The 11,801-nt window shown below is 47.3% G+C and carries 13 protein-coding genes and 1 tRNA gene; 7 read left to right on the forward strand and 7 right to left on the reverse strand.

The genetic code is table 11. The features are described 5' to 3' along the window. Positions 1 to 41: 41 nt before the first annotated feature. Both IQE94_RS08175 and IQE94_RS08180 read left to right on the forward strand, forming a co-directional pair. On the forward strand, positions 42 to 443 hold the full coding sequence (locus IQE94_RS08175) for a DUF2237 family protein (RefSeq protein WP_212717353.1): 402 nt from the start codon (positions 42 to 44) through the stop codon (positions 441 to 443). Further along, positions 444 to 1,406 carry an RluA family pseudouridine synthase gene (locus IQE94_RS08180; protein ID WP_212717354.1) on the forward strand — a complete coding sequence of 321 codons (963 nt, stop codon included), beginning with the start codon at positions 444 to 446 and terminating at the stop codon, positions 1,404 to 1,406. It begins immediately after the preceding gene. Positions 1,407 to 1,512: 106 nt separating this feature from the next. Here the strand turns inward: IQE94_RS08180 and IQE94_RS08185 are convergent, their stop codons facing one another. The 3 genes from IQE94_RS08185 to IQE94_RS08195 form a co-directional block, all read right to left on the reverse strand. Next, positions 1,513 to 2,244 (reverse strand): sugar transferase, encoded by a 732-nt coding sequence (locus IQE94_RS08185; protein WP_212717355.1) that lies wholly within the window; start codon positions 2,242 to 2,244, stop codon positions 1,513 to 1,515. Positions 2,245 to 2,343: 99 nt separating this feature from the next. Further along, positions 2,344 to 3,480, reverse strand: coding sequence for a glycosyltransferase (locus IQE94_RS08190; RefSeq protein ID WP_212717371.1), 1,137 nt, complete (start codon positions 3,478 to 3,480; stop codon positions 2,344 to 2,346). Between the two features lie 12 nt (positions 3,481 to 3,492). Then, positions 3,493 to 4,779, reverse strand: a complete 1,287-nt coding sequence (locus tag IQE94_RS08195; RefSeq protein WP_212717373.1) for a type IV pilus twitching motility protein PilT — start codon at positions 4,777 to 4,779, stop codon at positions 3,493 to 3,495. A 622-nt stretch (positions 4,780 to 5,401) separates the two neighbouring features. Here IQE94_RS08195 and IQE94_RS08200 point away from each other — a divergent pair. Next, on the forward strand, positions 5,402 to 5,746 hold the full coding sequence (locus IQE94_RS08200; RefSeq protein ID WP_020862287.1) for a hypothetical protein: 345 nt from the start codon (positions 5,402 to 5,404) through the stop codon (positions 5,744 to 5,746). Positions 5,747 to 5,866: 120 nt separating this feature from the next. Here the strand turns inward: IQE94_RS08200 and IQE94_RS08205 are convergent, their stop codons facing one another. Next, entirely contained in the window at positions 5,867 to 6,493 is a 627-nt protein-coding gene (locus IQE94_RS08205) for a hypothetical protein (RefSeq protein ID WP_212717375.1), read from the reverse strand. Between the two features lie 12 nt (positions 6,494 to 6,505). Continuing rightward, on the reverse strand, positions 6,506 to 6,736 hold the full coding sequence (locus IQE94_RS08210; protein WP_010873067.1) for a DNA-directed RNA polymerase subunit omega: 231 nt from the start codon (positions 6,734 to 6,736) through the stop codon (positions 6,506 to 6,508). 176 nt (positions 6,737 to 6,912) lie between these two features. Between IQE94_RS08210 and IQE94_RS08215 the strand changes: the two genes are divergently transcribed. From IQE94_RS08215 to smpB, 4 genes are all read left to right on the forward strand, one after another. Further along, positions 6,913 to 7,299, forward strand: coding sequence for a DUF309 domain-containing protein (locus tag IQE94_RS08215; protein WP_212717377.1), 387 nt, complete (start codon positions 6,913 to 6,915; stop codon positions 7,297 to 7,299). 53 nt (positions 7,300 to 7,352) lie between these two features. Beyond that, positions 7,353 to 7,425 (forward strand) — tRNA-His (locus IQE94_RS08220). Between the two features lie 411 nt (positions 7,426 to 7,836). Continuing rightward, positions 7,837 to 8,160, forward strand: coding sequence for a DUF760 domain-containing protein (locus tag IQE94_RS08225; protein ID WP_212717379.1), 324 nt, complete (start codon positions 7,837 to 7,839; stop codon positions 8,158 to 8,160). 115 nt (positions 8,161 to 8,275) lie between these two features. Next, entirely contained in the window at positions 8,276 to 8,740 is a 465-nt protein-coding gene (gene smpB / locus IQE94_RS08230; RefSeq protein WP_194015972.1) for an SsrA-binding protein SmpB, read from the forward strand. A 59-nt stretch (positions 8,741 to 8,799) separates the two neighbouring features. On the opposite strand, the gene IQE94_RS08235 is transcribed toward smpB, so the two are convergent. Next, positions 8,800 to 10,626, reverse strand: coding sequence for a hypothetical protein (locus tag IQE94_RS08235; protein WP_212717381.1), 1,827 nt, complete (start codon positions 10,624 to 10,626; stop codon positions 8,800 to 8,802). Positions 10,627 to 10,639: 13 nt separating this feature from the next. Beyond that, entirely contained in the window at positions 10,640 to 11,800 is a 1,161-nt protein-coding gene (locus IQE94_RS08240; RefSeq protein ID WP_212717383.1) for an FkbM family methyltransferase, read from the reverse strand. Position 11,801 lies beyond the last annotated feature (1 nt).

Genomic DNA, 11,801 nt, shown 5'->3' on the forward strand with positions numbered 1-11,801 from the left:
AGATTGTTAAATAGCATTCTCATTTTTGTTTGGTTAACGATATGGCTACTATGCAGGATTCCCAGGATAAAAACGTGTTGGGCGGTGACCTCAAATGTTGTTGTAAGTCGCCTTTAACCGGGTTTTACCGCAATGGTTACTGCCAAACGGGGCCGACGGATTTTGGCCGCCACGTGGTTTGTGCCCAGGTGACAGCGGAATTTTTGGAATTTTCCAAAGCCCGGGGCAATGATCTTTCCACGCCCCAACCGGCTTACCAATTTCCAGGGCTAAAACCAGGGGATAAATGGTGTTTATGTGCGGCCCGCTGGCAGGAAGCCAAAGATGCGGGCATGGCTCCGTTGGTGGATTTGAGTGCCACCCATGCTTCGGCGTTGGAGATGATTAGCTTGGATGCTCTGATTCCCCATGCTTTGCCTGGACAGTTTACCCCGGAAGAATAGATGGTTGAGCAAATTATCGAAGAAGTTTCGGATTGGGATGTTTCTCCTGAGTTGATGGTCACCGCCAATGGCGATCGCCTGGATAAATGGCTGGCGGAAAATTTACCGCAGTTATCCCGAGCCCGCTGTCAGAAATTAATTGAGTCAGGGCAGGTGTGGTGTAATGGGGTGATTTGCCAAAACAAAAAACAGATTCTTAAAATGGGCGATCGCCTTTCGGTCAATATTCCCGAGTTGGTGCCGTTGGATCTGGTGCCCCAGACCATTCCCCTGGATATTTTGTATGAAGATGACCAGCTGATCATTATCAATAAACCGGCGGGGTTGGTGGTGCACCCTGGCCCGGGCCATCCTGACGGCACTGTGGTTAACGCTCTATTGGCCCATTGTCCCGACTTGGCCGGCATTGGCGGCGTGCAAAGACCCGGCATTGTGCACCGGCTGGATAAGGACACCACCGGGGCCATGGTGATTGCCAAAACCGAATTAGCCCTGCATAATCTCCAGGCTCAACTAAAAGAAAAAACTGCCCGCCGTCTTTATTGGGGCATTGTCTACGGAGCTCCGAGGGAAACCCAGGGTACAGTAGAGCTGCCTGTCGGTCGTCACCCAGGCGATCGTCTAAAAATGGGCATTGTGCCCCCCGAAAAAGGCGGTAGGAGTGCCGTCACCCATTGGCGGTTATTGGAACGGTTGGGCAACCATAGCTGGCTGGAATTTCGACTGGAAACGGGACGTACCCATCAAATCCGGGTCCATAGCAAACAAATGGGTCACCCTTTGGTGGGGGATAACCTCTACACTTCCCCCGGTAATCTCAATGTTAATCTGCCCGGCCAGGCCCTCCACGCCCACCAACTATCCCTCATTCATCCAGTGAGCGGGGAAACCATCACGGCGATCGCCCCAATGCCAGCCCATTTTGAAAAGTTATTGACCTATCTGCGACAGAGAATGCATTGACGTGTTAAGGACAGTGGCATTGCATCCAGCCCGGGCCGAAAGTAACATCCCAAGCTAGCCCTCGAAATCCCAGGCATTATTAGAGCTAGGTCTTTTGGGTGGCAAACTAATAAGCCCCGTTGTTATTAGGAAACAGCATCACGCCCAGCGTTTTGGCAATAATGAGCAAATCCAGAGTCATGGTGCGGTAATAAACGTAATAGACATCAATTTGCACCCGCTCAGGGTAAGGAATGTCATTACGACCAGACACCTGCCACAGCCCCGTTAGCCCCGGCTTAATGCTCAGCACTTGGTTGATTTGTCGCCCATACTTGTGCAACTCCTCCGGCACCAAGGGACGGGGACCAACTAAGCTCATATCCCCCCTGAGCACATTCCAGAACTGGGGAAATTCGTCCAGGCTAGTCAGCCGGAGAAACTTACCAATCCAGGTAATGCGGGGGTCATTACGAAGTTTAAAATTCTTTTCAAACTCCTCCCGGGTTTGGGGACAGCCGGCCATCAAATTCTCCAACACCTCATCGGCATTGGTGACCATGGTGCGGAACTTAATGCATTTGAAACGTTTAAACTTACGCCCTACCCTTTCTTGCACATAAAAGATTGGCCCTGGGGAGCTGACCGAAATCATCAGGGCGATCGCCAGGTAAAGGGGGGAACAGAGAACCAATACCGACAGGGAGAAACAGATATCGAATACCCTTTTGGCCACGGTTCCGGTGAGGGAACTGGAGCGGGAACCTTGATACCTTCTCGGAGAGACCGTTGGATAAAATCCGCGTCTCATCAAAGCACGGAGGGCTTTTACAGAGATCGGTGAGCTATTAGCAGTCATCGTACTCCATCACACATCACACCATATCGTCCTAATCATAAAGCCTGAATCGACAATTGTTACGATTCTTTGCTAAATAACTGAGGACTCCCACCGCCACTAAGTCCGATGAGGAACCTGATGACAGTACTTTTCCAACAACGCCAAATATGACGTTTGAAACATTCTAGAAGAAAAACGGTTTGCTTGCAGGAAACAGTTCTCTGCACTGATCTGATGGCTAATGGCAGAAAAAGTTTCCACCCCCCGCACTAAAGACTCCACCGTTTGCTGGTCAAACCAAAGTCCCGTAGCAGTTTTGGGATTTTTTTTGTAGTCCACCACCGTTTCCAAGGCTCCCCCCCGACCAAAGGCAATGACCGGCGTGCCGCAGGCCTGGGCTTCCACCAGGGCGATGCCAAAATCCTCACAGGCCCCGTAAACAAAAGCTTTAGCCCGGGCCATGTAATCTTCCACCACGGCATTAGGTTGGGCCCCAAGAATTTGCACGTTGGGTTGGGCTAATTCCTGTAAAAGGGATAAATCAGGGCCATCGCCGATCAACACCAAGGGTAATTGCAACTGGTTAAAAGCCTGCACAATTAGTTTGACCTGTTTGTAGCTGACTAGACGACAGACTGTTAAGAAGAAATCCTCCTTCTTTTCTTGGTAGGCGAAACGCTCCAAATTCACTGGGGGATAGACCACATCAGCTTGCCGCCGATAACAACGCCAAATGCGCCGAGCTGTATGGTGGGAATTGGCCAAGAAATAATCCACTCGATTGGCGGAAACCACGTCCCATTGGCGCAATTGATGGAGCAGGTAACGGGTAAAAATTCCCGGTATTCCCCGGCCCATGGCACTGTTATTGAGGTAATCAAAGGTTAAATCCCAGGCATAGCGCATGGGAGTATGGCAATAGCAGATGTGGACTTGGTGGGGAGCAGTGAGCACCCCCTTGGCCACCGCATGGGAAGAGGAAAGAATGACGTCATATTCCCCTAAATCCAACTGCTCGATCGCCAGGGGTAAAAGGGGTAAATATTTCTGTACCCCCTGTTCCGCTCGGGGAAACCCTTGCAAAAAAGTGGTGCCGATGGAGCAGCCATAGAGGTAACTCTGGGGATTGGTGGACTCAAAATCGATCAGGGCATATAGATCCGCCGTTACGTGACGTAAAATCTCCTGCACAACCAACTCTGACCCCCCCGTTGCCTTTGGGGTGAGCCACTCGTGGACTAGGGCGTATTTCATTCCTAAGATTCCTTATGTTCTGCCTCTGAGTTTCATCGCCATTTCGTTCCGCACCGGGGCCATTTCCAACGCCGTTTCCTCCGTAATTCTGCCTTCCTGGTAGAGATTAAACAAGGATTGGTTGGCAGTTATCATCCCATCGTACTCCCCGTCCTCCATCAATTCAGCAATTTCATCGTACTTACCTTGGCGGATATAATCCTTCACCGTTTCAGTATTGATGAGAATGTCATGGAAGCCAGCTCGTTTACCATCGGTGGTGCGACATAGACCCTGGGCAATGACCGCCACCAATGATTCGGCGATCGCCGTTCGCATGGCGGGCTGTTCTTCCGCCGTGTAGAGGGTCAAAATCCTTTCCAAGGTTTTAATGGCGCTGTTGGTGTGGAGAGTCCCCATTACCAAGTGACCGGTTTGGGCGGCTTTGAGGGCAGTGTTGACCGTGCTCCGATCCCGCATCTCCCCAATCAGGATAATATCCGGGTCTTCCCGCAAAGAAGCCTTGAGGGCATGGTCAAATTCCAAAGTGTGCATACCCACTTCCCTCTGGCGAATCAATGAGCGACGACTTTGGTGCACAAACTCAATCGGATCCTCAATGGAAATGATGTGTTTAGCATGTTCCCTGTTAATGTGGTCCACCATCGCCGCCATGGTGGTGGATTTACCGGAACCGGTGGGCCCCGTCACTAGAATTAGGCCTTTGTGGGAGTCAGACACGGTGCGCAAAACTTCCGGCAACCGCAACTGTTCCAAGGTCAAGATCTTGAGGGGAATAATCCGCAGCACCATGGCGGAGCCCAACAGGCTTTCAAGGACGTTAATCCTGATCCTGGCAAAATCGTATTGTTTAGCCCCGTCAAACTCTAATTCCCGTTTGAACCTTTGGATTTCATCCTCGGTGAGAATTTCCCTGAGCCAACTCATAAAAGTCTGCTGATCCGTCGGCTCATAACGCAGGGGGAGCATTTCCCCCCGGTCCCGCATGCGGGGAACTTCCCCCACCCCGACGTGAACATCAGAAAAACCTTGCTCAAAGGCACTGCGGATTAACTCCTCCAGACTGGGTTGCCCTGGCGATCGCCCTGAGGCAGCCTGACTCGGCGCCGGGGGACTAGTGGGCAGATTGGCCGTGGCAGAACGTTGTTGGGGTTGGGGCTGACTAATGCTGGGAGGGGCTGGCACAAACTGCGTTTCTGGAGCCATACTTTCCTGGCGAATGGAAGGTGCAGTCCGCCCGGGGGAATTGTTGGGCAGAGGGGGCAATGGGGGGACAGAGGGGCGGGGAGGTTGGTTCATGGCATTTTTCACCGGATTTTGCACTTTTGCACAGCGGCCCCTGGTAAAACGTTGGTGCAGATGGAGGAAGCAATGGGGGTCGCAACAACGAATATGACCGGTCGGACTCGGTGGGGATACTCCTAATAGATTAAAGAATTTTTTCTATTTTTCGTTAGTTCTTTAACAAATCGACTTAATTGTCGCCATCGTTGGCCCATTTCGTTCTTTTCCCATTGATGAGATTTCCAGAGACAATTGTTAACAAATGTAAAATAAGCTGAGTATCCTGCTAACTAACTTTTTTATCCCTTGGGCACCACTGAAAAATTAAATGTAGGGATCAGAGCTAAACGACAAATTGCCCATGAAATTACAGCTAAAGTCTAGATAAATGGAACTAGGACAAATGCCACTCCTTGAATCTCAAGGAGTCAGCTATAAAAACAATCAGTAAATGTCAACAATTGAATGTAAATAATTATAAAGAAATCTCAGTTTCTTGGAGTCATTGCCTATACTGGATTCAACAGCCCCCCAGTGGGACCCTGAGATTTGGGCACCGCTAGTTTGGGTCTGCCTCACCTGATTGTTGTTGTTGGAGTTAATAGTTATGGAGCTTTCGTCAAGGGAAGGAGCAGGAATGAGCTATATGCTCGTCCTCATGAAGAGTTTTTCCGTCTGGACTTTCACCCTATTGGTGTGCTTGTTGGTGGTTGGTTTCCCGCTGGTCTTTCTTGTCGCCACAGTGGGGGTTTTAGCGACAGTGGTATTGCAGTCAGTTTTGCCCATGAGTGCAGTGCTGTTGGTGGCTAGCAGCTTACTGGGAGGAACAGTTTTATTGGTGCTCTCCGGAGCAGCAACCCTAACTGCAAAAGGGATTCATCCCCAGGAAGTACGTTGGCTGAGTTGGCTCCATGGGGAGACTAATCTAATTCACAAACCGATGTTTGCTTCTTGCCCATTGACCTGCAGTCTTATCCAGTAATTAATTTTTGTTTAGCTTTTCAGAAGCCGCAATGGTTTCATTTCACATCTGCCTGTTCTCAGTGGCCCCGTCTGAAGCGCCTACGCCTAAGTCGGGGTTTATTATTTGTGGGTTATCCAATCAAGGCATTAACAACTGGGCATCCCCTGGTTGGGACAGTCCCGGTTGATTAGGGGTTGTTACTGCTGGGGTTGGGCTTTGACTGCCTTCCTCCTGGTTTCCCACACCAGGCTCTCCCCCATTGGCTGAGGTTTGGGGCCGGTAAATTTCCGCTAGGAAATCCACCAATGCTTGTCTTTGTTCTCGGTTTAACTGTGTAATCAACTGGCGATCGCCATCGAGGGGGCTTTCCTGGAGGGTAGAAAAACCAGGGTAACGCTCTGGTTCCATCTGATCGTTGGCATCAAGATAATCTGCTAGGGTCAAACGCCAATCGAAACGATAGCGGGTTGGCCTTTTTTTGATGTCCCGATGGTAACGGATCATGCGACTGATTAGGGTATTCTCCGGATCTGGGCTGCCATCGCTCTGACGGCGGTAGTTGTTGCCCTTAGGCAGATCGGGAAAACGGGCGTAAACTTGCTGAGCAATTATTTCCACTACCACTGTATATCCCCCGGCGGGCACCCCCTGGGCTGGCTGGGCCTGGGACACCGCCCCCCACTGTCCAGGACTATGGAGTAGCATGGTGAGCAAAAAGCTCAGACAACCCAATAGTAATGACAGGGGGAAAAGGGGCTTAAACATGGAACTGGGGGCCTAGTTATCGCTAATAATTTCTGGACGGGTAAGTTCGTCGGACATTTCAATGATGGCCCGGATAGCAGGCTTCATGTTGGGATCATCAATGCTGTCAAAATCCTCAGAGCGATTTTCCTTGGCGCGCTTAGCTACTCTGACAGTAATGTTGTAACGGTTTGATGCGGCCCCCAGCAGTTCTTCGGAACGATAAATAATGTGGTTGGAATCCAAATTGCTACGCTTGGTCATGGTAAACAGGGTAAGGGGGAAAATATGGCGATCGCCATTCAAAAACAAAAAAAGCAGAAACCTTGTGAAAGAAAAATTTGCGGAACACGCTTCCCAGTCTAGCGGAAAATTACCCCACCTCCAGCCCGACCGACCTAGATTTACCCTTTACCCTAATGACAGTAAATGGATTAACTATGGACGCAAACACCTCACTAGGCCTAGGCATCAAACAATTTAACCGACAAGATTTTTATGCCTGTCATGACACCCTCGAAGCAGTGTGGTTAGAGGCTAACCCAACCGAAAAGAACTTTTACCAAGGCATTTTGCAAATTGCCGTAGCCCACTATCATCTTTCCAATCACAATTGGCAGGGGGCTGTGATTCTTTTGGGAGAAGGTATCCGTCGCTTAAAGGCTTTTCGCCCGGCCCACCAAGGAATAGAGACAGAAAACTTATTGCAAACTAGTGCGGCCCTGTTAGCCGAGCTACAAACCATTACCCCAGATCATTTACCCCAATGGTTGCGGGATGTGGAACCAGAAAAGTTAGCTCCCCGAATTCACATACGGGAAAAATAGTGCCGAAAAGATCCAAACCCTGTGTTACTATGATTAATGCCTAAAGCGAAACGGCGAGCGTAGCCAAGGGGTTAAGGCAGAGGTTTGTGGTACCTCCATGCGTGGGTTCGAATCCCATCGTTCGCCCTTTTAAATCTTGTCAAAGATCAGAAAAGGTTGTTCTGCAGTTACAGACCTTGGCCTGGATGCTAGAGCCAATGCTTCGCACTTCACATCCATAGGAAAATTTAAACATTTGTGGAATTAATCTTTAGTAGATCTAATTAATGGATTGTTAAGAGATTGAATGAGTTACGCTCGGGAACCGCCGGTACTTTCTTTGGTAACCATGGTTACGACCAGGCAGACCAGGGGAGTTGGGCGGTGGATAATTCTCAGTTCCTTAAGTGTCCACTTAGGTAGGGGTTATTGCCCCAAATTTTTAGGTAATTCTTCGCTCTAGCCAGTTTCATAGCTTTTTACAAAACTTTGCCTGAGCCGCTATAGTGGATGGTAATGCCAGTGATTAAACGGTCAGTCCGGAGTTAGGGAGTAATAATGGAATTCAACTTTGACTTTCATACGTCTGAACAGGAAGAACAACGGGTCAACACTCTGCTCCAGTATCTGCAAAAACAACACCCTGAAACCTTGGCCTGGATTGCCCAGTCCGCCAGCCCTGAAATCAAAGAGATTATTTACCAGAATGTCCAGGGCTTAGTGGGGATGTTGCCCATAGATGACTTTGATGTGCAAATCACCACTGACCGTGAAGATTTCGCTAATCTGTTGGCTTCGGCCATGATGACTGGATATTTTCTCAGTCGTATGGAACAGCGGAAAAATCTTGAGTCTTCCTTTTCCGGCTCTGATTGTCTTTAAGAAATTACAGCATGGATTGCCAGGGATCATTGGTGACGGTGGGTTCTTGGCAATGTGGGTAGTGCAAGCTTTTTAGTATTTAACAGATATATTACGGATACATTACTGACGGTTCATGACTAAGGAAAAAGAAAGGATAAAAGTTGTCAGCGATAATCGCCAGGCTCGTTTTCTGTACGAAATCTTAGAGACCTATGAAGCGGGCATCGAGCTACAGGGCACCGAGGTTAAGTCAATACGGGCGGGGAAGGTCAATTTACGGGATGGCTTTGCCCTGTTGCGGGATGGGGAAGTCTGGCTGATGAACGTGCATATTTCTCCCTACGATAAAAGTAGTCAGTTTTTCAACCACGACCCCCGTCGTACCCGGCGCTTGCTAATGCATAATTGGGAAATCCGCAAATTAATTGGTCAAGTTGAACAAAAGGGCCTAACTTTAGTGCCGCTGAAAATGTATTTCAAGGGTAGTTGGGTGAAAATTGCCCTAGGCCTTGGTAAAGGCAAAAAACTCCACGATAAACGGGAGACTTTAAAGCGCCGTCAGGATGACCGGGATATGGCCAGGGCCATGAAACGCTAATTTTAGCCACTTGCAAAGGGGCTGTGCTTGAGATTAGTAGGGTGTTAAGCGATCGCCTATTAACGAAGAATTTTTAACCCTTCACATTTATCCTTCATCCTTTCATCTTCGAGGTTAAATTCTGCGCGAACTGAATAATCCCGCCCGGGATGAAAATAGGAATTGTAGAAGAAACTAAAGGGAGCTTTTTCCACAACGCACACCTGATCGCCGTCTTTAATTTGACTAAAAATTTCCTTTTTCACCATCCAATCCGCAGTCTCTAGCTGTTGGGTTAGGGGTTGAAATGCTGGATAGGTAAAGAATTTGTTGGTTTTATGGATGAAGATGATCATGAACATGAAAGCAACTAAGCCAAAGTATTGGGGCCTAATAATGTTCCTGGGACGTTGATCGTCCTCAGCAAAACGACTGACTAGGTAAGCATTGAGGCTAACAAAAACAATCATCCAATACATGTAGTAGCGCAGTTCGTAGGATTGGGGCAGCCACATGGTCACCGCCGACATAATTAGCATAAAAGCTAGGGCTACCTTGGTGGATTTTTGCCAATTTTGCCAACAAAGAAACGCCAAAAGTACAACATTGAAAATCACATAGCCACCAAAATATCCCCCCATGCCAAAGCGTTCTTCATTCCAGGAAATGAAATCCATAGCCAAGGTCCAGCGCCAAGGTCGGCGATCGTCAAAGGAATTAATTTCTAACAAAGACCTTCCCCAACGCACTGGTGGCGGCAAGCGACGAATATTTTCGTGCATGAAATTGGGAGATTCTTCCGTGTGATTAAGCACCTGGCCTGCAATGGTAATTTTGACGGGGTAGGCAGGATTTTGGTAGACAATAATATTTTTGAGCGGGTTATAAAAAATAATCAAACTGGCTAGGGTTCCCAAGGCAAAGACCTGAGCTAATTTGAGTAGATTATCTTTACGAATTTTATCCGATCGCCAATAGTTGGTGACAAAAAGCGGCAGTGAAGCAAGTATTAAGAGGAAAACAACTGGAATTAGTTGCAGTTTGATATTAGCCGCCACAAACGCCGACCAAAAGAGGATTAGGAGAGTTTTAAAATCCAGTTTTATCCTATCTATGTAAAGCAAATATAGGGTTACAATGCAGATGCTAACTCCCACATTGCCTGGCAGATCAATGTAGCTTCTGGCGGCATGCATGTGGATCATGGGCACCGCTAGGAGAGAAAGGCTCGCTAAGTAGAAAGGAATTTTCGGAACTTTAACCAGATAAAAGATTAGAATTATTAAGCTAAAATAAGCGACTAAGTTTGTCGCTTCAATACGATTAAAAAGCACCCAAAATAATCCCTGGAGCCAATTTGCTAGGAGGGGAAAACCAAGGAAGCGATTTTCGGTAAAATATTCAAAAGTATATTGTTCTGGGGGAATAATGCCCCAAATTCTGGCGGCGAAGGGAATGTGATACATAAAAGCATCACCGCCATAGTTATAGTCAAAAAAGGCGATGCCCAAAATGGAAATTAAAGTTAAGACTGCTGCTCCACTGAGAATATAGCCAATAATATTTAAAATACCTATGCGGTTTATTTTTTCACCAATGGCAAATTTTTTCAGAGGATGGTCAACCTCTAATGTTTCCAACACAGACCAAATGGTGGCCGTTATCCCAACAATTAATAAAACGATTCTCCCCAGCCGTAGATCATCCCCTTGAAATACGTTCCAATAGCCAGCAATGCCTAACATGGCCGCCAAAGAAATGGAAATGTTACCCCAAATAAAAAGTACGTTATTTTCAAATTTACTTAGGAAAGCATAGCGGTGGACAACGGGAACTCCTTTGTAAACAGAAAGACTAAAAGTTGACAGGAGGAGCCCGATCGCCAAGCCAAGGAGGGGAACTAACATTGGGAATTAAACACTAGAAATAAAGGGCGGCAGGAAGATGGTCAAAATTGGCAATTTTGGTGATTTTGGCACTATTAATAGTTAGGGTTGGATCTTGGGTGCCATGCTGGAATTCAAAATAAAGTTGAATTTCACTAGTTTCGGGCAAATTAATCACCCAATCCCTATAGCTAGAGGCTAATAGTTGACTGAAAGCATGGTAACGAAATATTACTTTATCGTTAACTTTTACTCCACACATTAAATCATTTTGGGTTCCTTCAGCAGTGAAATCCCAATCGATTAAATAACGACCTTTCGGTAAGAGTAGATTACTTTTTAAGCAAACAGAACCATCCTTAGTCTGCTTAAAGTGATCAGCATCTAAAAGGCTATGGCTCTCAAACTGGAATGGATCGTGATAGGGCGTTTCCCCCAGGCGATCGCCATGGATATAGAGATTATTGCGAATGTCAGCCCCCACCGGATAATCGTCAGCAGTTTTAACTTCCCGATAGGTATTAACGTCGATGGCAATGTAGCCCAAATTACGCAAAAAATCTAAACAGCGGGTATCATTCCGTTGGGTTTCTAGAACTAAATGGGGCTTGGCGGCAACTAGGGTTTTTTCCATGCCTTTAATGGCATCAAATTCTGCTCCTTCAATGTCCATTTTGAGCAAATTAGGCACTAGTTTAGTGTGCTCAACAAAGTCATCTAGGGCAATGGTCTTAACTTCATAGGTGGAGCCCACCCCGTTTTCACTGTAAATGCTGTCATTAAGATGGCTACCCAGGTAGATTTTTACGGTTTCGTGGGAAGTGGAGTAAACTGCATGGTGAAAAAGCTGGACATTATTACAGCCGCTCAACACCAAGTTGCGTTGGGTTTTATCAATAATACGGGGGCTAGCTTCAAAGGCACAAACTACGCCCCTGGGGCCTACCATCCTCGACATTACTGTGGTTAAACCAGCAAAATTTGCCCCCACATCAAAGACAATATCCCCCGGTTTACAGAGATCCCGTAAAACTATTTGCACTGGTGGTTCCCAAAGGTTCTCCTGATACCAAGGGGCAATGCCAAAAAGATTAATAGAGGAAAGTTTTTCTTCTATTGCTAATTTTTTGTCGATTTCTGGAGCAAGAACTTTTGCCAGTTTGAATTTGAGTTTATCTTTGATTTTGTTAAACATA

The sequence above is a fragment of the Synechocystis sp. PCC 7339 genome, assembly GCF_019924095.1.
Taxonomy (GTDB): Bacteria; Cyanobacteriota; Cyanobacteriia; order Cyanobacteriales; family Microcystaceae; genus Synechocystis.

Bases quoted from the DNA above. Each gene is read 5' to 3' on its own strand.
- IQE94_RS08180 (WP_212717354.1), top strand. From the start codon at position 444: ATGGTTGAGCAAATTATCGAAGAAGTTTCGGATTGGGATGTTTCTCCT.
- IQE94_RS08215 (WP_212717377.1), top strand. From the start codon at position 6,913: ATGGACGCAAACACCTCACTAGGCCTAGGCATCAAACAATTTAACCGA.
- IQE94_RS08225 (WP_212717379.1), top strand. From the start codon at position 7,837: ATGGAATTCAACTTTGACTTTCATACGTCTGAACAGGAAGAACAACGG.
- IQE94_RS08185 (WP_212717355.1), bottom strand. From the start codon at position 2,244: ATGACTGCTAATAGCTCACCGATCTCTGTAAAAGCCCTCCGTGCTTTG.
- IQE94_RS08190 (WP_212717371.1), bottom strand. From the start codon at position 3,480: ATGAAATACGCCCTAGTCCACGAGTGGCTCACCCCAAAGGCAACGGGG.
- IQE94_RS08175 (WP_212717353.1), top strand. From the start codon at position 42: ATGGCTACTATGCAGGATTCCCAGGATAAAAACGTGTTGGGCGGTGAC.
- IQE94_RS08235 (WP_212717381.1), bottom strand. From the start codon at position 10,626: ATGTTAGTTCCCCTCCTTGGCTTGGCGATCGGGCTCCTCCTGTCAACT.
- IQE94_RS08200 (WP_020862287.1), top strand. From the start codon at position 5,402: ATGAGCTATATGCTCGTCCTCATGAAGAGTTTTTCCGTCTGGACTTTC.
- IQE94_RS08240 (WP_212717383.1), bottom strand. From the start codon at position 11,800: ATGTTTAACAAAATCAAAGATAAACTCAAATTCAAACTGGCAAAAGTT.
- IQE94_RS08210 (WP_010873067.1), bottom strand. From the start codon at position 6,736: ATGACCAAGCGTAGCAATTTGGATTCCAACCACATTATTTATCGTTCC.
- IQE94_RS08205 (WP_212717375.1), bottom strand. From the start codon at position 6,493: ATGTTTAAGCCCCTTTTCCCCCTGTCATTACTATTGGGTTGTCTGAGC.
- smpB (WP_194015972.1), top strand. From the start codon at position 8,276: ATGACTAAGGAAAAAGAAAGGATAAAAGTTGTCAGCGATAATCGCCAG.
- IQE94_RS08195 (WP_212717373.1), bottom strand. From the start codon at position 4,779: ATGAACCAACCTCCCCGCCCCTCTGTCCCCCCATTGCCCCCTCTGCCC.